Here is a 20,413-nt window from a genome sequence, read left to right on the forward strand (position 1 = left end):
CCTTTTTCATTTGCCGATACCTTTACTTTAGACTGCAAGTTCGCTATTCTTTTAGGAGAGGTGAGGGTTGGTATGTTAGTTATGGATAACCTGTTCACGATCATTTTCTTCGTGAACATTTTGTTGTCGATCGTGATTATTTTTAGAGAAAGACGGCAAACGGCTCAGACATGGGCATGGTTGCTTGTTTTATTGTTTATACCAGTCGTGGGATTTGTACTCTATTTTTTCTTTGGCCGCGGAATCTCCAAAGAAAAAATTTTCGATTTGAGGACACAAGCCAAAATTGGTTTGAACGTGGAGCTAGAAGAGCAAAAGCAAGCGCTGCAGCGGAATCTTTATCCCCATCCGCCCACTGCGCAAGTAGAAGTCAAACAGCTCGTTTATTTATTGACGATCTATGGTCAGTCGTTATATACCACTACAAATGAAATGACTCTTTATAAAGATGGTCGAAAAAAATTTGATGCATTGCTCAAAGATATTGAAGGCGCCACAGATCATATCCATATGCAATATTATATTTATCGCAGTGATACATTGGGGGTAGAAGTACGAGATGCTTTGATCCGTGCAGCCAAACGAGGAGTGAAAGTCCGTGTGCTTTTGGATGCTTGGGGCAGCACCCAGGTTTCATTGAAATTCTTCGATGAATTACGGGTTCATGGCGGTCAAGTCGCGTTCTTTTTCCCGTTGTTCGTTCCTTATCTCAATCCTCGGATCAATTATCGCAATCATCGGAAAATTGTCGTGATCGACGGCAAGATTGGTTATACCGGTGGTTTCAATGTTGGAAATGAATATTTAGGTGAGGTAGAAAAATTTGGTTATTGGCGGGATAATCATCTGCGAATTTTAGGTCCAGCTGTTTACTCACTGCAAAACCGGTTTTTGATGGACTGGAATTCACAACATGCTATCGAAATCAAATATGAAGCAGCGTTGTTTCCAATGATCGAAACAAACGGAACGATTGCCGCACAGGTAGTGACTAGCGGTCCTGATTCAGAACACGAAGAAATAAAGATAACTTATTTGAAGATGATTAATTTAGCCAAAAAAGAAATTTTGATTCAAACTCCCTATTATATTCCTGATGAATCGATCCACAATGCCTTGAAACTGGCACTTTTGTCCGGTGTTTCTGTTCATTTGCAGATCCCTAATAAGCCAGATCATCCACTTGTCTATTGGGCAACTTACTCCTTTGCTGCTGAGTTATTAGCCTACGGTGCAGTGGTAGAGACTTATGAGAAAGGTTTTATGCACGCCAAAACGATGATTGTGGACAGTGGGGTCGTTTCGATTGGTTCTGCGAATATTGATGTTCGTTCGTTTCGACTTGACTTTGAGGTCAATACAGTTGTCTATGATGCAAAAGTTGCTGAGGAAGCGCGCCAAGCATTTTTTGCTGACTCCGAGGATTCAGAGGAATTGACTTTAGAAAAATACCGGAATCGCCGATTATTGATCAAGGTCAAAGAGGGATTAGCACGACTTGTTTCGCCGCTTTTATAGAAACTACTTAGTAAACGTAAGTGAAAGTTGGGTAACAAAAAACAGCAGTAATGCTGAAGCACCTCTTCTAACGTTTGTTTTTTGGATCAACGTTAGAAGGTGATTCATGCAACTGCTGTTTTTTATTATTTCATGATACTTGTGTAGGCTGCCAGAAAAACTGACCCAACTGTCAAAATAAGCATTGTCCAAATAACTACTTGAGTGATTTTGGCGAAGGTGCTTTTTGGTTTTTTTTCGTTCATCGTGATCCACCTTTTAGATTGATTTCTAGTCACAGTTTACCTCCAATCACCAAAGAACTCAAGCTGCTATTCTTATAAATTAAGAAATCTTGAATATTTTGCAAGAGCACAAAAAGTTTTTTCAAAGATTCTCTTGTTGAAGGGTGGTTGTTCTGTTTTAATTAGTAAAGACATAGAGAAAAAATAAGTAGAAAAATAAGCAGGATGCTTGAATAAGGAAAGTAAAAGATTGCAGACTGTCTTATTGGACCGCGGATTTTTAAACGAACTGAAACATAGATGTAAAGAAAATAAAGTATAGTTACACTAGCTGTTAGAAAGGAATTGTTTGTATGTCTGGATTTGGGCCTGCTGTTTTATTTTGGTATATCTTTCCATTAGTCGTTTTTTTTGCTTGCAGATTTTTAGTTTCTGCGTTGTCTTTGAAAGAACGGTTTGGACTGAAGGCACCCGACTTAGCTGTGCCTTTTTTGGTGATTGGGATTCATCAGTTATCAAAGAATACCTTTGAGCAATCGATCACTCCCTATTATTTGATCTCTATCTTATTACTGGGGATTCTCTTAGCTGTCTTTCAAGCGTATTATTACGAAGAAATCCAGTATGGCAGATATATCAAAATGTACTGGCGGAGTATCTTTTTGTTTACATTGATTTTCCATGTTGTTTTGATCATTTTAAATATCGTCAAGTATTTGTAATTTGTGACAGGGAGAACCCTTATCCCATCGAGATTTTTCTGCTTAAAGTTTTTTTAAAAACTTTTTAAGAGAAAGAAACTCCTGTTTTTTCGTTTGGTAAAAATTAGTCAAAGAACTTCACTTTTAAATTTCACGTTAAATGTGGTAGAAAGTGGGGGATTGTGGTAGACTGTGATTATCAGGTGGAGATCGGGGGTTATTTATCGATGTTTATGGGTGAATTTCAACATTCGATAGATGCAAAAGGCCGACTAATCGTTCCTTCAAAACTGCGAGAAAAACTCGGAGAAAAATTTGTTGTGACACGTGGATTAGATGGCTGTTTATTTGGCTACCCCTTATCTGAATGGGAAAAACTAGAAGAAAAACTGAACGAAATGCCCTTGGCGAAGAAAGATGCTCGGACATTCGTACGTTTCTTTTATTCCGCTGCCACGGAGTGTGAGATCGACAAACAAGGTCGTATCAATATTCCGGCAACCTTGCGAGAACACGCGTCACTTATGAAAAGCTGCGTGATCATCGGCGTTTCCAACCGGATTGAGATCTGGGATGAAGCGCGTTGGCAAGCATTTACCACTGAAGCAGAAGAAAATTTTGATGAAATTGCTGAAACAATGATTGATTTTGGCTTATAGGAAGAGGAAAGCGCATGGCAGAATTTCAACACTACACCGTAATGTTGAAGGAGACAGTGGACGGTTTAGCTATTCGTCCGGATGGAATCTATGTCGATTGTACATTAGGTGGAGCGGGTCATAGTGAATATTTATTGTCCCAATTATCAGAAGAGGGACACCTCTACGCATTTGACCAAGATCAAAAAGCGATCGATCATGCCAAAGAACGCTTAGCGCCTTATGTGGCTAAAGGAATGGTCACGTTTATAAAAAGCAATTTCCGCTATTTAAAGGAAGCTTTGCAGCAACAGGGTGTCGATCAAGTAAGTGGTGTGTTGTATGATTTAGGCGTTTCTTCGCCACAATTAGATGAAGCAGAACGTGGGTTCAGCTATCATCAGGATGCACCATTAGATATGCGGATGGATCAGTCGGCTGCTTTGACTGCTTATGAGGTAGTGAATCAATTTGATTATCACCAACTTGTAAAAATCTTTTTCCGTTATGGAGAAGAAAAATTTTCAAAACAAATTGCTCGTGAAATTGAACGAACACGAGCAAATAAACCAATCGAAACGACTGGAGAATTAGTCGAGATTATCAAAACAGCGATTCCCGCTCCGGCGCGGCGCAAAGGCGGACACCCGGCCAAACGGATCTTCCAAGCCATTCGGATTGCTGTGAATGATGAATTAGGTGTCATTGAAGAATCTTTGGAACAGGCCATCGATTTATTGGAAAAAAATGGACGAATCAGTGTTATCACTTTCCATTCTTTAGAAGATCGAATCGTCAAGTCTACGTTCAAAGCTTACAGTACCCCCAAAGATGTGCCACCAGGGTTGCCGATTATCCCCGAAGAATTTCAACCAGTACTAAAATTAATTACTCGAAAACCACTTCTTCCCTCTGAAGAAGAAGTATCTGAAAATAATCGTTCCCGTAGTGCTAAACTGCGGATCGCGGAAAAAATGAAGGAAAGCGAAGGTTAGCAATTATGGCAGAACTAAAAGTTCATGATTATGAATTTGAAGAAACGTCTGAACAAGAGTTTTATGCTCACTCTGAACCGACAATTGAACAGCTGCCAAGCGAACCTGAGCGTCCTGAGGTTATCCGTGTACCAGCATCTCCTGCTCGCCGGTTAAAAAGTATCTCTAATTTAGAAAAACTGATTGCAGCATTTGTGATCATTGCCGTTTTGACATTAGCGATCCTGACGATCAATATTCGGACTACGATCAGTCAAGTCGAACATGATATTTCACTGATCCAATCAGACATCAATGAAAAAAATAGTCAAGCAGAACAATTAGAGCAAGAAAGAAACGAACTTTCTAAAACTGAGCGTATCAAAAAGGTTGCTGAGGATAAAGGATTGTCGATCGATGATGACAATTTAAGGAAAGTGGATTAAATGAAGCTAACAGATAAATTCAAGCAATACTTGAAAAAGAAAAATCAAACTACAACGAACAATCGCAAAAAAGTAGGTATTATTCTCTTTGCTACGAGTATTGGATTGTTCTTTTTGTTTGTCACGCGTTTGAGCTACATTGTTATCGTAGGTAATGTGGCAGGTACTTCATTGGCTGAGAAAACCAAAAGCCTTTATCAAGGAAGCGAAGTTGTCAAAGCAAAACGCGGGACGATCTATGATCGCAACGGGATCGCGATTGCAGAAGATGCAACTTCTTATTCTGTGTATGCTATTTTGTCAAAATCCTACGTTAGTGGGAAAAAGAATTTATATGCTGAAGAGAAGAACTTTGATAAATTAGCCAAAATTCTGAATGAGCAACTAGGTATTGATCAGAATGAGGCTGTGCAAACATTGGAAAAAGGCCTAAAAGAAGAACGTTGGCAAGTAGAATTTGGTAGTCAAGGAAGTAAAATGACGCTGGAGAAAAAGACAGCGATCGAAGAAGCAATGAAAAAAGAAGGAATCGCTGGCCTTTATTTTACAGATCATCCTTCTAGAATGTATCCTAACGGAATTTTCTCTTCTCACTTTATCGGCTATGCTCTAGCAGAAAATGAGGAGAACGACTCTTCTGGCTTAGTAGGAAAAACTGGTCTAGAAGCTGCTTATGATGATGTATTATCCGGAACAGACGGGAAAATCGTCTATCAAAAGGATAACAATCAAAATCCACTACCGGGAACGGTGGCAGAATCAGTGGCAGCGGTAGATGGCAAAGATATCTATACAACCATTGATAGCCGGATTCAAAGCTATTTAGAAACGCTCATGGATAAAGTGTTCAAAGAATACAAGCCAGAAGATCTGACTGCCACATTAATGAATGCAAAAACAGGAGAAATCGAGGCGATGGCACAAAGGCCAACCTATGATCCTGATGATTTAAGTACCATCAAGACCTGGCAGAATTTATTGGTCGAAGACAACTATGAGCCAGGATCGACCATGAAAGTCTTAACCACAGCTGCTGCTATCGATCAAGGAATATTCGATGAAAATGAAACTTTTACACCAAGTCCGGATGGATTGAAACTGTATGATGCGACAATCAATGACTGGGACTTTGGTCAAAAAGGAACATTGACGATGCGTCAAGCTCTTTCTTGGTCAAGTAATATTGGGATGGTTACTTTGGAACAACGAATGACAGACCGTTGGCAACAATACTTGCAACAGTTTGGATTTGGTCGCAGTACGTACTCAGGTCTGCCAAATGAGAATACTGGGATCATGCCGGAAAATAATCCGGTCAGTCAAGCAATGACTTCATTTGGTCAAGCAATCGGTGTGACGAATTTTCAAATGATGCAGGCTTTTACCGCAGTCGCAAATAACGGCACGATGGTCAAGCCGCAATACATCAGCAAAATCGTGGACAATGAAACAGGGGAAGAGACCGTAACACAGCCAGAAGTTGTCGGACACCCTATCACGGAACAAGCAGCGACGAAAGTTCGAGAATATATGCGTGATGTGGTAGAAAGTGAAAACTACGGAAGTGCCTATGGTGTCTATAGTGTACCTGGTTACAATATTTCAGCAAAAACTGGGACTGCCCAAGTAGCTGATCCAAAAACTGGGAAATACTTATCTGGGGATTCCAATTACTTGTACTCAATCGTAGAAATGGTTCCTTCAGAAGACCCTGAATACATTCTTTATCTAACAATTAAATTACCAGAACACCACGACAGTGAAGCATTGGCAAAAATCGCCAATCCGTTGATGAAACGCGTGATGGATTTAAAGAAAGCAACATTAGAAGAAACAGCAACAGAAAACAGTCAGAAAGTAACCGTCAATGATTATCGTAAATTAGATACAACTACCGCGGCAACTGATGTACAAAAAATTGGTCTAGCACCTGTAGTATTAGGGGATGGAAAAACAGTTATCGATCAGTCTGTGGACAGTGGATCGAAAGTACTGCCAGGAGAGCGACTTCTTTTGCTAACGGATAGTGACAAAATTTATATGCCTGACACCACCACATGGTCAAAAGCTGATTTAGTCAAATTGGGCAACATGTTGGATGTCGATGTCAAATTTGAGGGCGACGGGTATTGTGTTTCCCAAAGTCTTGCACCTTATGAGGAAATCACAGATCAAACAATCACCTTCAAATTGAGCGAAAAAGAATAGGGAGAGAACACTATGGAATGGACAGAGATGATATTGCCACTTGCCAGTAGTTTTGCAATCGTTACTGCTGCAATGCCGCTGTTTATCGGCTATTTTCAAATGAAAAAATACGGACAAGAAATTCGAGGAGAAGGGCCAAAATGGCACAATGTCAAAGCTGGCACTCCTACAATGGGCGGCTTCGTATTTTTGATTGCGGCATTGATCACAGCAATTTGGGTTGGCGCATGGCAAAAGCAGTTGACCGCATCGCTGTTCATTTTGTTATTTATTATCCTGGTTTATGGTGCGCTTGGATTCTTGGACGATTTCATCAAAATTTTCAAGAAACGCAACATGGGTCTAAACTCTTTACAAAAATTGATTGGACAAATCGTCGGTGGGATTGTCTTTTATCTGGTCTTTTTATCAGAAGGCAATGCGAATGTTTTGAATCTCTTTGGATTTGAACTGCCGCTATCGATCTTTTACGGCGCATTTGTGATTTTTTGGTTAGTTGGCTTTTCAAACGCCGTCAACTTAACAGATGGTATTGACGGCTTGGTTGCTGGACTCGGTACGATCTCATTTGCAACTTATGGCCTCATTGCTTGGCGTCAAGATCAAATCGATATCCTGATCGTCTGCTTAGCGGTCATTGGAGGATTGATCGGCTTCTTCCCTTACAATCGTAAACCAGCTAAAATCTTCATGGGTGATGTGGGCTCCCTTGCATTGGGCGGTCTTTTAGCAGCAGTTTCAATACTGCTTCACCAAGAATGGACATTATTACTTGTCGGACTTGTCTATGTGATTGAAACAGCAAGTGTCATGCTGCAAGTCGCTTCTTTCAAATTGACTGGTAAACGGATTTTTAAAATGTCGCCTATTCATCACCATTTTGAAATGAGTGGCTGGTCGGAATGGAAGATCGATACAATTTTTTGGCTGATTGCTTTAGGATGTTCGATCATCACATTAGTGATTGTATGGTAGGAGAGATGAATCATATGAAAAATATAAATGAATATCAAAATAAAAAAGTTCTTGTGCTAGGATTAGCAAAAAGTGGGTTCAGTGCGGCTAAATTGTTACATGATTTGGACGCACTTGTTACTGTTAATGACGGGAAACCCTTTGCCGAAAATCCAGAAGCACAGGATCTTTTGGCGTTAGGCGTTAAAGTAATCACCGGCAGTCACCCAATTGAGCTACTGGATGAGGGCTTTTCACTTGTGGTCAAAAATCCTGGGATTCCTTATGATCAGCCTATTGTCCAAAAAGCGATCGAAAAAAATATCCCAATCATTACGGAAGTAGAGTTAGCTTACAAAATTTCGGAAGCACCGATCATTGGGATCACTGGAACGAATGGAAAGACCACGACCACGACGATGATCGCTAATGTTTTAAATACGGGGTTTACTGAAGGCCGGGCATTGTTGTCTGGAAACATTGGCTTTCCAGCAAGTACCGTCGCTCAAACCGCTAGCGCTAAAGATCGCTTGGTCATGGAACTTTCCAGCTTCCAATTGATGGGGATCGAAACATTACATCCCAAGATTGCGGTCATCACGAATATTTATGAAGCCCATCTAGATTATCATGGCAATCGATCCGAATATGTGCGGGCCAAATGGCGGCTACAGCAAAATATGACAGCAGAAGATTTTCTAGTCATCAATTGGAACCAGCCAGAATTAGTCGAACTTTCTCAACAAACACAAGCAAAAGTGGTTCCATTCTCGACACAACAAAAAGTGGTTGGTGCGTATATTTTTGAAGAGCAGCTGTATTTCAAAGATGAGGCAATTATGCCTGTTTCTGAACTGGGCGTTCCCGGCAGTCACAATGTTGAAAATGCATTAGCTGCGATTGCAGTGGCAAAATTAGAAGGGATAGCAAATGAGGCTATCGTTCAAGCATTGCATACATTTAGCGGTGTACCACACCGTACTCAGTATGTTGATACGATTGAAGGGGTTCGCTTTTTCAATGATTCGAAAGCCACGAATAGCTTGGCGACAGAGATGGCTTTAGGTGGTTTCCAAAAGGATCAGTTGATTTTGTTGGCTGGAGGATTGGATCGCGGCAACTCCTTTGATGAGCTGATTCCATCACTGCAAGATCTCAAAGCGATTGTTTTGTTCGGACAAACAAAAGAGAAACTTGCTGAAACCGCACGTAAAGCAGGAATCAAAACGATTAAATTGACAGAAGATGTAACTACAGCTGTTCCTTTGGCTTATCAATTAAGCCAACCGGGAGATACCGTTTTATTATCACCGGCCAATGCAAGCTGGGACCAATACCCGAACTTTGAAGTACGGGGGGATAAATTTATGGCGGCAGTAGCAGAACTTAACAGAAATGAGCGAAGTGAATGAAAATACTAGTAACTGGTGGAGGAACCGGCGGGCATATCTACCCGGCATTGTCTTTTGTCGATTATGTTCGTTCCATTGATCCAACAGCTGAATTTTTATATATTGGGGCTACCCGTGGATTAGAGAACAAAATCGTTCCACCAACCGGGATTCCTTTTAAGACGTTAGAAATACAAGGCTTTAAACGAAAACTTTCATTGGACAATGTCAAAACAGTCCAACTTTTCCTGAAAAGTTATCGTGAAGCAAAGAAAATACTCAGAGAATTTCAACCGGATGTAGTGATCGGGACAGGGGGCTATGTCTCTGGTGCTGTGGTCTACGCGGCATCAACACTTAAGATCCCAACCATCATCCATGAACAAAATAGTGTTCCTGGAATCACTAATAAATTTTTGACCAGATATGTGGACAAGATTGCTATTGCTTTTCAGGATGCAGCGCACTATTTTCCGGAAAAGAAGACGGTCTTGGTGGGGAATCCCCGCGGGCAAGAAGTAAAAAACAGTCAGAAGTCTGCGATCCTTGCTTCCTATGACCTTGATCCTAAGAAAAAAACTGTTTTAGTATTTGGCGGCAGTCAAGGAGCACTGAAAATCAATCAAGCGATTATCGAAGCAATTCCGCTTTTTGCAAAGAAAGATTATCAACTGTTATATGCTTCTGGTGACCGTTATTACCAAGAAATCGAAGAGAAGATCGGTATGTCGAAAGATGCCTTTCCAAATATCAGCATTCGCCCCTACATCGATCAAATGGCAGAAGTCATGGCGAATAGTGACTTGTTGATCGGACGAGCTGGCGCTACATCGATCGCTGAATTTACTGCATTGGGATTACCAGCGATTTTGATTCCTAGTCCTTATGTGACGAATGATCATCAAACAAAAAATGCGCAAAGCTTAGTCAATGCTGGGGCAGTCAAGATGATTGCAGACAATGAGTTGAACAGTCAAAATCTAATTGAGTGTGTCGATGCGATCATGAGTGATGAAAACGTACGGATGGAAATGGCAAAGGCGTCGAAAGAGCAAGGAATCAGTGATGCATCTGAGCGACTATTTCGACTTGTGCAAGAGGTAATCAAATAGTACAATGTGTTGGATAGAAAGGAGAGATTGTCATCAGTAAAGATAAGAAATCTCATGATGATCAAACCACCCCCACGACAGAAGAATTGACCCCTTGGCAGAAAGAAAATCTGCGTTATCAAAAAGAAAAAGGCGATCAGCCTGTATGGTCACCCTCTGTCATTTCCGGGATTCACTCAGATGAAGAACAATCAGAAGACCAAACAGAAGAAAATCACGAGGAAGGCGCAGAGACTGAAGATTCAGAACATGCTCCCCGCTCTTTTGCTGATCGATTGCCCAATTTAAAAAAATACCGTAATCGAGTATTGTTGCGCCGATTGCTGTTGATTATTGGTGTTTTGCTGATCCCGTTGTTATTTATTCTGTATTACGTCTCCCCGTTGAGTAAGTTAGCGGATGTTAAAGTCGTGGGCAATGATCAAGTGTCCGCCCAATCAATTATCGAACATTCGGATTTAACGACTGGAGAAGAAATATGGCCGCAGTATTTTGACCGCGAACAAACGGAACAAGCCATCAAAAAAGCGTTGCCTCGTGTCAAAAATGTTCAAGTGACAATCACTTCTTTAAACCAGTTCGAGATTCGAGTATCGGAGTACCAAGAGGTGGCATTGCTAGCAAGCGATAATCATTATTCACCTATTCTTGAAAGTGGTGTCGTGATCAATGAACCGAGTGATCAGCCTCTGGAAGGACTACCTATTTTAGAGAGCTTTTCGGATCAGTCAAAAATCAAAGAAGTACTGACTGCTTATCAGAAACTCAGTCAAGAGATTCGTGAAGGAATTTCTCAAATCAAGTACACGCCTCGGGACAGTAATGACGAGTTGTTAACGATCTATATGAATGATGGTAACCAAGTGATTGTGAACATTTCAAATATGGCTAGTCAAATGCAGTATTATCCGCAAATCGCAAAAGATTTGAAAGAAGACAGTATCATTGATATGGAAGTGGGCATCTTTACCTATCCGATTTCCAATACAAATGACAGTGACTCGGCAACAGAACAATCGACCGAAGGGGATTCTTAGGAAAAATTCAAGAGTTTTTTTCATTAACTTGTTTCTAAAAATCGCTATTATATGGTAGAATTGGTAACAGTGAACAAATTATTCTAATTAGATATAAATACGAACTTTTCAAGGTTCGCGATATATGCAAATTAAGTAGGAGGGAACCCCATCCATGGCAAAAACGGGAATGTATGTTGGCCTCGATATTGGTACGACATCTGTGAAAGTTGTTGTAGCTGAATACGTTGATAGCCAAATGAACATTATTGGTGTAGGAAATGCAAAATCAGAAGGAATCAACCGCGGAATCATTGTAGACATTGACAAGACGGTTCAAGCCATCCAAAGAGCAGTAAGACAAGCAGAAGAAAAAGCGGGTATCCAAATTCGCAGTGTGAGCGTGGGTGTGCCAGCCAATCTGTTAGAAGTTGAAAATTGCCAAGGGATGATTGCTGTCAACAGCGAATCAAAAGAAATCACAGATGAAGACGTGCGTAACGTAGCATCAGCAGCGCTCGTTCGATCTACACCTCCTGAAAGACAGATCATTGCCATTTTACCGCAAGAGTTTACTGTGGATGGCTTTGAAGGGATCAAAGATCCTCGCGGAATGATCGGTGTCCGCTTGGAGATGTTTGGGGTAGTTTATACAGGCCCTAAAACGATTTTGCACAATATTCGCAAATGTGTTGAAAAGTCCGGCTTGATTGTCAACGAACTTGTAATCACACCACTAGCTTTGACTGAATCGATTTTATCAGATGGCGAAAAAGACTTTGGTACGATCGTGATTGATATTGGTGGCGGTCAAACAACGACTTCGGTAATGCATGACAAACAGTTGAAATTCACCCATGTCAATCAAGAAGGTGGAGAATTTGTAACAAAAGACATTTCCACTGTGTTGAATACTTCTTTCAATAATGCAGAAGCGCTAAAAATCAATTATGGTGATGCTTATCCTGAACGTACATCGGCAAGCGAAGAATTCCCAGTGGACGTCATTGGTAAATCTGAACCTGTCAAAATCGATGAACGGTATCTTGCTGAAATCATCGAAGCACGGATGGAGCAAATCTTTAATAAATCAAAAGATGTCTTGAATGAAATCGATGCATTTGAATTGCCAGGCGGAATTATTTTGACTGGCGGAGCTGCTAGCTTACCTGGCGTTGTCGATTTAGCACAGGAAGTCTTCGAAACAAATGTGAAATTATACGTGCCAAACCATATGGGATTGAGAAATCCGGTTTTCACTAATGTGATCAGTATCGTTGATTATTCTGCTAATTTAAGTGAAGTTTATCAGCTTGCTAAAAGCGCGATCACGGGTGAACGAACGACGCAACAACCTGTTGCTGTTCAACAAGAGATTTCTTATGAGCAGTACGAGGCTCCAGAAGAAACTTATGAAGAACCAGAAGAAGAGAAGAAAGGCGAATCGATCACGAATCGTGTCAAAGATTTCTTCTCAAATATCTTTGAATAATCTAAAACGATACTCAGGAGGAAGATAAACTATGGAATTTTCAATTGATAACAATATCAATGATGGCGCTGTAATCAAAGTTATCGGTGTCGGCGGCGGCGGCGGCAATGCTGTCAACCGTATGATCGAAGAAAACGTTAAAGGTGTCGAATTTATCGCTGCCAATACAGATGTGCAAGCATTGAAAAATTCAAAAGCTGAAACAGTGATCCAATTAGGCCCTAAATATACTCGCGGTCTAGGTGCTGGCTCTCAACCTGAAGTTGGAGAAAAAGCAGCAGAAGAAAGTGAAGACGCAATTCGTGATTCTTTGCAAGGCGCTGATATGATCTTTATCACTGCCGGCATGGGTGGAGGTACCGGAACAGGGGCAGCTCCAATCGTTGCAAAACTTGCCAAAGAAATCGGCGCATTGACAGTCGGCGTAGTAACTCGTCCATTCACATTTGAAGGACCAAAACGTGGCCGTTTCGCAGCTGAAGGAATTGCAAAACTAAAAGAAAACGTCGATACATTATTGATCATCTCCAACAACCGTTTATTGGAAGTTGTTGACAAGAAGACACCAATGTTGGAAGCGTTCCGTGAAGCAGACAATGTATTGCGTCAAGGGGTACAAGGGATCTCTGATCTGATTACTGCACCAGGCTATGTCAACTTGGACTTTGCTGACGTGAAAACAGTAATGGAAAATCAAGGAACAGCATTGATGGGTATTGGTGTTGCTAGCGGCGAAGAACGTGTCATCGAAGCAACGAAAAAGGCGATCTCTTCTCCATTGCTAGAAACATCTATCGATGGTGCAGAACAAGTCTTACTGAACATCACTGGCGGATTAGACATGACTTTATTTGAAGCACAAGATGCTTCTGATATCGTAGCAAGTGCTGCAACAGGCGACGTAAACATTATTCTAGGAACTTCAATCAATGAAGACTTAGGAGATGAAATCCGCGTGACTGTGATTGCAACAGGTATCGATCCTTCAAAAAAGGAACGCTCTTCTCGTACAAGCAGACAAAGTCAAATCCATTCTATTCCACAAAAACCAACGCTAGATATGGATCAAGCGAAACCTTCACACGTAGAAGATGATCATGGCTTTGGCGATTGGGATATTCGTAAAGAACAAAACGTTCGTCCTAAAGTAGAAGAAAGCCAATTTGAGAATGTTGAAAAAAAAGAATTTGATACATTCAACAGAGATGAAGTAAAAACAAATGACGACGATGAATTAAGTACACCACCATTCTTCCGTCGCAAACGCTAGGAGGCAGAGCACATGATTTCTGAGAACTTGCACAAGATCCAGCAAGAGATCCAGGATTCTTGTGCTCTTGTTTCTAGAAAAGCAAGTGAGGTTCGTCTGGTTGCTGTGACAAAATCTGTCGACAGTGAAAAAACACGGAAGATCATCGAAGCTGGTGTCACTGACTGTGCGGAAAACCGTGTAGAAAAACTCCTGGAAAAAAAGCAGCAACTAGCAGATTTTCCAGAAGTAAACTGGCATTTTATTGGTAATTTGCAACGCAGAAAGGTAAAATCAATTATAAATGAAGTTGATTATTTCCATGCGTTAGATTCGCTGAAATTGGCGCAAGAAATTCAAAAACGAGCAGCAAAAACGATTGCTTGTTTTGTAGAAGTCAATATTTCAGGTGAAGCAAGTAAACAAGGAATTGCACCAGAAGACGTTGTTTCATTTATTGAAGAGCTGGAGCCCTTTGATAAAATCAATGTCATCGGCTTGATGACCATGGCACCACTTGCTTCTTCAGAAGCAGAGCAGCTCCATTATTTTCATCAGTTGAAAGAATTACAAGAAAAAATCGCAGCGCTGCACTTGGCACATGCTCCATGTACAGAAACAAGTATGGGAATGAGTAATGATTTTGCCGTTGCGATCCAAGCGGGTGCGACAGTTGTTCGCATCGGCACCGCATTATTTCAGGAGTAAAGGAGGTTGACATATGTCTTTAAAAGAGAAATTGACCAATTTTTTTGGATTGACAGATGAAGAAGATTATTACGAAGAAAGCGTGGTAGCTCAAGAATCTGTGCGATCCCCGCAAAATATCGCCGTCAATCAAGGAAGTTCTTATGTTGCACCACGCACGACTCGTGCTGAAAATCCAACGAATACATTTTCACGAAGCCATATGCCATCACAGCAAGCGCAAGCGCAGCGTTCAACAGCATCAAGTGCGTCCTTTGAAAGACAACGCCCTGTCCAAAAGACAGAGGAAAAGGTCGTTTCTATGGCCCAACAACGCAGTAATCCCAAAACAAAAGAAATAAAGTCCAAGGCTGCAGGCAAGATTACTATCGTAGAACCAAGAGTTTATTCAGAAGCGATGGGAATCGCGAAACAAGTGATCAATGGCGATGCAGTACTTGTTAATTTTCATTTAATTGAGGAGTACCAAGCACGGCGAATAGTTGATTTTTTGACGGGAACAGTGTACGCTGAAGATGGCGATATCAAGCGTGTTGGAGATGAAATCTTCTTATGTACGCCAAAAGGAATGGAGATCGAGGGAACTGCTCAAACATTAGCAGATAGTAATTTCTTCGATATCTGAGTCAAGGAGGAAAGCATATTTTAGTCTTTAGGTTATTAAATCTATTCAGTGATGCAGTATATCTCTATACAGTATTATTAGTGATCTATGCCTTGCTTTCTTGGTTTCCGGGAGGATACCAATCAGCATTTGGACGTTTCTTAGCAAAAATCTGTGAACCATATCTAGGTTTGTTTGATCGTCTAAATCTGAGTTTCGCTGGCATCGACTTTACGATTGCATTTGCCATTATCGTTCTGCAGCTAGCAACGCAAGGTCTGTTCGTTCTTCTACAAGCAATCTTATTCTAACGTAAGGGGTGAATATCGGTGAACGCAAATGTCTATCAGCATTTTCGAAGCGATGAGCACCCTTTTATTGATTCTGCGCAAGGCTGGATTGAACAAGTGCAGATGCAATACGCACCCTATTTAACAGATTTTCTTGATCCGCGGCAAGCCTACATTTTAGAAAGTCTGATTCGGCAATCAACCGATTTGAGTTTTCAATTTTTTGGCGGATATGAAGCTGCTGAAAGAAGACGGTGCCTGATCTACCCTGACTATTACCAACCAGCAAGTGAAGAATTTGATTTGGTATTATTCACCATTATCTATCCAAAAAAATTCACGGTTTTAAGTCATGGGAAGGTTTTAGGAACGTTAATGGGCACAGGGGTCAAAAGGGAATACTTTGGTGACATCATTTCTGATGGGGAAAATTGGCAAGTATTTGTGGCAAGCGAAATCAGTCATTTTGTCCAAACACAGGTCGATAAAATCGGGAATGTCTCAGTTCGCCTCGAAGAAACGAAGTACACGGAATTGATCGTACCAAAAGACGGCTGGAGCGAAGAACGAGAAACGGTCAGCTCTCTCCGTTTGGATACTGTCATTTCTGCTGTCTATAATATTTCGCGCCAGCGTTCCAAACAACTCATCGAGTCTGGCAAAGTGAAAGTCAATTGGACAGAAACATTACGCCCGGATTTTATGTTGGATCTACTGGATATCGTATCAATCAGAGGATTTGGGCGTATCCAGATTCAGGGGTTAGAAGGCACGACAAAAAAAGAAAAAGTTAGATTGTTATTAGGTGTATTACGTAAATAAAACAAAGAGGTGTAAACTTATGGCATTAACTCCATTAGATATTCAAAACAAAAGCTTTTCAGTAAAAATGCGCGGTTACAATCAGGATGAAGTCGATGATTTCTTAGATATGATCGTTCGTGATTATGAAGAAGCTGTTCAAAAGAACCGTGAACTAGAAAAATCATTAAAGCATGCAGAAGAAAAACTTGAGTATTTCAATGAATTGAAAGATGCATTGAACCAATCGATCATCGTGGCTCAAGATACCGCAGACAAAGTAAAAACGAGCGCAAGCAAAGAATCTGAAGTGATCGTTACTTCTGCTCAAAACCGTGCAGATGAATTAGTAACGAATGCCGAAAAACGCGCTCATGCATTGACAACAGCTGCAGAAGAAAAAGCCAAAGAAATTCTGACGGATGCAACCAATAATGCGCGTCAATTGGCAACTGAAACCAATGATTTGAAAAAGAAAACGCGCGTTTTCCACAACAATCTTTTGGTTATGCTGCAAACACAATTAGAGCAAGTGAAAAGTCCAGAATGGGAAGAAATTTTGGCCCCATTTTCTAGCTATGTAAAAGATTCTCATCAAGTAATCAAAGAAGTTTTATCAAAAGAACTTGACAGCGAAAATGATTCTGAAGTAAACTCAGAAGCAGTGGAGAGTCCAGTAGAAATCGTGGAATCCAGTGAGAAAGAAATTGATGTAGAAGAAAATCCAGAAGTGAAAACATTGGATGATGCACGTCAATTACTAGATGAATTAAATAAAACAAATGACTAATATACAGAACAGAAAAATTTCTTATACTTTTAAAGCGAGTCTGGGAGAGTGGAAGCCGGATAAAACCCTGTAAGAAATTAGATCATCTGTTAGTCTTGGTCTTGAACAGTGGTAGAGTCCAACGTTTGATCTCGTTACCGATCAACAAAGAATTGTCACTGACAATAAAATTTGGGTGGTACCACGAACACGTTCGTCCCTTTCCGGGATGGATGTGTTTTTTTATAGCTTCATAGTCTATGGGCTTATTAGAAGGATCCGGTCGATTCAATGAGTGAAATCACTGAAATTGAGGCAGGATAGACAAAATTGTTTGATCGACATGTGCTTGCACATGCCATAATCATGAGTAATCAGTAAAAGGAGCGAATACAATGAAGATGAAAGAAACATTGCATCTGGGAAAAACGGCTTTTCCGATGCGGGGGAATTTGCCTAATCGCGAAATCGAATGGCAAAAAGATTGGGAAGAACAAAATATCTATCAACAAAGACAAGCACTGAACGAAGGGAAACCGACATTTGTCTTACATGATGGCCCTCCCTATGCGAATGGCAATATCCACATTGGTCATGCATTAAACAAAATCAGTAAAGACATTATTGTACGTTCTAAATCAATGTCAGGATTCCGCTCACCTTATGTACCAGGTTGGGATACCCATGGATTGCCGATCGAACAAGTGCTGACAAACAAGGGCATCAAACGCAAAGAAATGACACTTGCGGAATATCGCAAAAAATGCGAAGAGTATGCTTTGACACAAGTAGATACCCAACGTGAGGACTTCAAACGTTTAGGAATCTCAGGTGATTGGGATCACCCTTACATCACTTTGACACCTGATTACGAAGCTGCTGAAATCCGCGTATTCGGAAAGATGGCAGAAAAAGGCTACATCTATAAAGGATTAAAACCAATCTACTGGTCACCATCCAGCGAGTCTTCATTGGCAGAAGCAGAGATCGAATACAAAGATGTTAAATCACCTTCGATCTATGTCGCTTTTCCTGTAGCAGATGGAAAAGGAATCCTTGATGAAGATACATCTTTCGTTATTTGGACGACGACACCTTGGACATTACCAGCAAACTTAGGGATTTCAGTAAACCCTACGTTTACCTATGTTCAAATCATGGCAGATGGCCGTAAATTTGTGATTGCCAAAGATTTGTTGGAGACTGTTCAAGCAGCTATTGGATGGGAAAGTGTTGAAATCTTGCAAGAAATTGCTGGAGAAAAACTAGAATACATGACTGGCCAACATCCTTTCTATGATCGGACTTCATTGGTGATGCTAGGTGACCATGTCACGCTGGAAGCAGGTACTGGATTGGTTCATACTGCTCCTGGGCACGGGGAAGACGACTACATCGTAAGCAAAAAATACAAATTAGATGTCCTATCTCCTGTCGATAGTCGTGGGATGTTTACAGAAGAAGCACCAGGATTTGAAGGAATCTTCTATGATAAAGCGAACCCAATGATCACCGATTTGTTAGCAGAAAAAGGTGCATTATTGAAACTTGATTTCTTTGTTCATAGTTATCCCCATGATTGGCGGACCAAAAAACCAGTTATCTATCGGGCAACACCACAATGGTTTGCTTCAATCGATCAATTCCGTCAAAACATCCTTGATGAGATCGAAAAAGTGGACTGGATTATTCCTTGGGGCAAAACACGCTTGTACAACATGATTCGTGATCGAGGCGATTGGGTCATCTCACGTCAACGTGCCTGGGGGGTACCACTGCCAATTTTCTACGCCGAAAACGGCGAAGCAATCATTACGCCAGAAACGATCGAACACGTTGCAACGCTATTTGAACAACACGGATCAAATATCTGGTTTGAAAAAGAAGCCGAAGAATTATTGCCTGCAGGCTTTACGCATCCGGGTTCACCAAATGGCAAATTCTCTAAAGAAACAGATATCATGGATGTTTGGTTTGATTCTGGTTCTTCTCATGAAGCAGTCTTGCGTCAACGTCCAGAGTTGACTTTCCCAGCTGACATGTATTTGGAAGGTTCAGATCAATACCGTGGATGGTTTAACTCAAGTATCACCACAAGTGTGGCGATCAATGGGGAAGCACCTTACAAATCAGTCTTGTCTCAAGGCTTTACCTTGGATGGTGAAGGCCGTAAGATGAGTAAATCTCTTGGAAATACCATTGCTCCAGAGAAAGTAATCAAGCAAATGGGTGCCGATATCCTTCGCCTATGGGTTAGCAGTGTAGATTATGAAGCAGATGTCCGAGTTTCAATGGATATTTTGAATCAAGTCTCCGAGGTTTACCGTAAGATCCGTAATACAATGCGTTTCTTATTAGCCAATACGGCTGATTTCGATCCAAAAACGGATATGGTTTCTTATGAAAACTTACGCTCTGTAGACAAATACATGCTGGTTCGATTAAACGAAACGATCAAAACCATTCGTGAAGATGGGTATGAGAAATACAATTTCTTGCATATCTATAAGACGATCATCAATTTCTTGACTGGCGATCTTTCTGCTTTCTATTTAGACTTTGCGAAAGATGTTGTTTATATCGAAGCGGAAAATGATCCACAACGGCGAGCAATGCAAACTGTCTTTTACCAAACGGCAGTGGCTTTGACAAAATTGTTGACGCCAATCATTCCTCACACAGCCGAAGAAATCTGGTCTCACTTAAAAGAAGAGGAAGCCTATGTTCAACTAGCTGAATTGCCAAGTTATGAATCATTTGCTAATCAAACTGAGTTGCTTGATATGTGGACGGCATTCCTTTCATTCCGTGACAATGTCCTGAAAGCACTAGAAGAAGCACGGAATGAAAAACTGATTGGTAAGTCATTGGAAGCAAAAGTGACCATCTATCCCTCACAACCGCTGGCAGACCTATTAACGGCTGTTGATGCTGATTTGGCCCAATTATTGATCATTTCACCAGACTTCTTCGAAATCAAAGAAGCAGGAAGTGCCGCTCCAGAAGCAGCGCTACAATTTGAAGATGGTGCAATCTTGATCGAAAAAGCCGATGGTGAAGTTTGCGACCGTTGTCGGCAAGTCCGAACAGATGTCGGAGTGGATGAGAAACTGCCAACACTTTGCGGGCGTTGTGCTCATTTGGTGGAAGAATATTATCCAGAAGCCGTTGCTGAAGGCTTTGAGAAATAAAAATTAGCTGAGAAATAAGGTTAAGCCAAAAATTATCAGTGTGCCATTGGATGATCTACTTAGATCGTCCAATGGCACACGTTTTTTGTGATCATTTCATTGTGCTGACTTAGTTCTCAGCTTTTTT

The 20,413-nt window shown here is 40.9% G+C and carries 19 protein-coding genes; 18 read left to right on the forward strand and 1 reads right to left on the reverse strand.

Features of this window, described 5'->3' with window-relative positions:
• Positions 1-72: 72 nt before the first annotated feature.
• A complete protein-coding gene (gene cls, locus EG2_RS16900) occupies positions 73-1,518 on the forward strand; it encodes a cardiolipin synthase (RefSeq protein WP_060815497.1) in 1,446 nt (481 codons plus the stop codon).
• Between the two features lie 125 nt (positions 1,519-1,643).
• Here cls and EG2_RS18645 read toward each other — a convergent pair whose 3' ends face one another.
• The gene (locus tag EG2_RS18645) at positions 1,644-1,763 is read right to left on the reverse strand and encodes a DUF4044 domain-containing protein (protein ID WP_005471881.1); all 120 of its coding nucleotides are present in this window, start codon (positions 1,761-1,763) and stop codon (positions 1,644-1,646) included.
• Positions 1,764-2,095: 332 nt separating this feature from the next.
• Between EG2_RS18645 and EG2_RS16905 the strand changes: the two genes are divergently transcribed.
• From EG2_RS16905 to ileS, 17 genes are all read left to right on the forward strand, one after another.
• On the forward strand, positions 2,096-2,464 hold the full coding sequence (locus tag EG2_RS16905) for a DUF3397 domain-containing protein (protein ID WP_003127630.1): 369 nt from the start codon (positions 2,096-2,098) through the stop codon (positions 2,462-2,464).
• Positions 2,465-2,670: 206 nt separating this feature from the next.
• Positions 2,671-3,102, forward strand: a complete 432-nt coding sequence (gene mraZ, locus EG2_RS16910) for a division/cell wall cluster transcriptional repressor MraZ (RefSeq protein WP_003127631.1) — start codon at positions 2,671-2,673, stop codon at positions 3,100-3,102.
• Between the two features lie 14 nt (positions 3,103-3,116).
• Positions 3,117-4,076 carry a 16S rRNA (cytosine(1402)-N(4))-methyltransferase RsmH gene (rsmH, locus tag EG2_RS16915; protein WP_003127632.1) on the forward strand — a complete coding sequence of 320 codons (960 nt, stop codon included), beginning with the start codon at positions 3,117-3,119 and terminating at the stop codon, positions 4,074-4,076.
• 5 nt (positions 4,077-4,081) lie between these two features.
• On the forward strand, positions 4,082-4,501 hold the full coding sequence (gene ftsL, locus EG2_RS16920; RefSeq protein WP_060815498.1) for a cell division protein FtsL: 420 nt from the start codon (positions 4,082-4,084) through the stop codon (positions 4,499-4,501).
• Positions 4,502-6,709 (forward strand): penicillin-binding transpeptidase domain-containing protein, encoded by a 2,208-nt coding sequence (locus EG2_RS16925; RefSeq protein ID WP_041119492.1) that lies wholly within the window; start codon positions 4,502-4,504, stop codon positions 6,707-6,709. It begins immediately after the preceding gene.
• A gap of 12 nt (positions 6,710-6,721) precedes the next feature.
• On the forward strand, positions 6,722-7,684 hold the full coding sequence (gene mraY, locus EG2_RS16930; protein ID WP_060815499.1) for a phospho-N-acetylmuramoyl-pentapeptide-transferase: 963 nt from the start codon (positions 6,722-6,724) through the stop codon (positions 7,682-7,684).
• 14 nt (positions 7,685-7,698) lie between these two features.
• Positions 7,699-9,075: a UDP-N-acetylmuramoyl-L-alanine--D-glutamate ligase gene (gene murD / locus EG2_RS16935; protein ID WP_060815500.1), complete on the forward strand. Its 1,377-nt coding sequence runs from the start codon at positions 7,699-7,701 to the stop codon at positions 9,073-9,075.
• On the forward strand, positions 9,072-10,166 hold the full coding sequence (gene murG, locus EG2_RS16940) for an undecaprenyldiphospho-muramoylpentapeptide beta-N-acetylglucosaminyltransferase (RefSeq protein WP_060815501.1): 1,095 nt from the start codon (positions 9,072-9,074) through the stop codon (positions 10,164-10,166). Before murD ends, murG begins: the two co-directional genes overlap by 4 nt.
• Before the next feature lie 86 nt (positions 10,167-10,252).
• Positions 10,253-11,203: a cell division protein FtsQ/DivIB gene (locus EG2_RS16945; RefSeq protein ID WP_060815502.1), complete on the forward strand. Its 951-nt coding sequence runs from the start codon at positions 10,253-10,255 to the stop codon at positions 11,201-11,203.
• A 154-nt stretch (positions 11,204-11,357) separates the two neighbouring features.
• Positions 11,358-12,674, forward strand: coding sequence for a cell division protein FtsA (gene ftsA, locus EG2_RS16950; RefSeq protein WP_060815503.1), 1,317 nt, complete (start codon positions 11,358-11,360; stop codon positions 12,672-12,674).
• A gap of 31 nt (positions 12,675-12,705) precedes the next feature.
• The gene (ftsZ, locus tag EG2_RS16955) at positions 12,706-13,944 is read left to right on the forward strand and encodes a cell division protein FtsZ (protein WP_003127641.1); all 1,239 of its coding nucleotides are present in this window, start codon (positions 12,706-12,708) and stop codon (positions 13,942-13,944) included.
• Positions 13,945-13,956: 12 nt separating this feature from the next.
• Complete coding sequence (locus EG2_RS16960) at positions 13,957-14,631, forward strand: YggS family pyridoxal phosphate-dependent enzyme (protein ID WP_060815504.1); 675 nt, start codon at positions 13,957-13,959, stop codon at positions 14,629-14,631.
• A gap of 13 nt (positions 14,632-14,644) precedes the next feature.
• Positions 14,645-15,256, forward strand: coding sequence for a cell division protein SepF (locus EG2_RS16965; protein WP_060815505.1), 612 nt, complete (start codon positions 14,645-14,647; stop codon positions 15,254-15,256).
• Positions 15,257-15,273: 17 nt separating this feature from the next.
• Positions 15,274-15,546, forward strand: coding sequence for a YggT family protein (locus EG2_RS16970; protein ID WP_029487179.1), 273 nt, complete (start codon positions 15,274-15,276; stop codon positions 15,544-15,546).
• 18 nt (positions 15,547-15,564) lie between these two features.
• The gene (locus EG2_RS16975) at positions 15,565-16,347 is read left to right on the forward strand and encodes a YlmH family RNA-binding protein (RefSeq protein WP_003127645.1); all 783 of its coding nucleotides are present in this window, start codon (positions 15,565-15,567) and stop codon (positions 16,345-16,347) included.
• Between the two features lie 19 nt (positions 16,348-16,366).
• Complete coding sequence (locus EG2_RS16980) at positions 16,367-17,116, forward strand: DivIVA domain-containing protein (RefSeq protein ID WP_003127647.1); 750 nt, start codon at positions 16,367-16,369, stop codon at positions 17,114-17,116.
• Positions 17,117-17,490: 374 nt separating this feature from the next.
• Positions 17,491-20,286 carry an isoleucine--tRNA ligase gene (gene ileS / locus EG2_RS16985; protein ID WP_060815506.1) on the forward strand — a complete coding sequence of 932 codons (2,796 nt, stop codon included), beginning with the start codon at positions 17,491-17,493 and terminating at the stop codon, positions 20,284-20,286.
• The last annotated feature ends 127 nt before the right edge of the window (positions 20,287-20,413 follow it).

Origin of the sequence: Enterococcus gallinarum NBRC 100675, from assembly GCF_001544275.1 — a bacterium.
GTDB classification, from domain to species: Bacteria; Bacillota; Bacilli; order Lactobacillales; family Enterococcaceae; genus Enterococcus_D; species Enterococcus_D gallinarum.

Coding starts and splice junctions, on each gene's coding strand:
- cls (WP_060815497.1), top strand. CDS start 73: ATGTTAGTTATGGATAACCTGTTCACGATCATTTTCTTCGTGAACATT.
- EG2_RS18645 (WP_005471881.1), bottom strand. CDS start 1,763: ATGAACGAAAAAAAACCAAAAAGCACCTTCGCCAAAATCACTCAAGTA.
- EG2_RS16905 (WP_003127630.1), top strand. CDS start 2,096: ATGTCTGGATTTGGGCCTGCTGTTTTATTTTGGTATATCTTTCCATTA.
- mraZ (WP_003127631.1), top strand. CDS start 2,671: ATGTTTATGGGTGAATTTCAACATTCGATAGATGCAAAAGGCCGACTA.
- rsmH (WP_003127632.1), top strand. CDS start 3,117: ATGGCAGAATTTCAACACTACACCGTAATGTTGAAGGAGACAGTGGAC.
- ftsL (WP_060815498.1), top strand. CDS start 4,082: ATGGCAGAACTAAAAGTTCATGATTATGAATTTGAAGAAACGTCTGAA.
- EG2_RS16925 (WP_041119492.1), top strand. CDS start 4,502: ATGAAGCTAACAGATAAATTCAAGCAATACTTGAAAAAGAAAAATCAA.
- mraY (WP_060815499.1), top strand. CDS start 6,722: ATGGAATGGACAGAGATGATATTGCCACTTGCCAGTAGTTTTGCAATC.
- murD (WP_060815500.1), top strand. CDS start 7,699: ATGAAAAATATAAATGAATATCAAAATAAAAAAGTTCTTGTGCTAGGA.
- murG (WP_060815501.1), top strand. CDS start 9,072: ATGAAAATACTAGTAACTGGTGGAGGAACCGGCGGGCATATCTACCCG.
- ftsA (WP_060815503.1), top strand. CDS start 11,358: ATGGCAAAAACGGGAATGTATGTTGGCCTCGATATTGGTACGACATCT.
- ftsZ (WP_003127641.1), top strand. CDS start 12,706: ATGGAATTTTCAATTGATAACAATATCAATGATGGCGCTGTAATCAAA.
- EG2_RS16960 (WP_060815504.1), top strand. CDS start 13,957: ATGATTTCTGAGAACTTGCACAAGATCCAGCAAGAGATCCAGGATTCT.
- EG2_RS16965 (WP_060815505.1), top strand. CDS start 14,645: ATGTCTTTAAAAGAGAAATTGACCAATTTTTTTGGATTGACAGATGAA.
- EG2_RS16980 (WP_003127647.1), top strand. CDS start 16,367: ATGGCATTAACTCCATTAGATATTCAAAACAAAAGCTTTTCAGTAAAA.
- ileS (WP_060815506.1), top strand. CDS start 17,491: ATGAAGATGAAAGAAACATTGCATCTGGGAAAAACGGCTTTTCCGATG.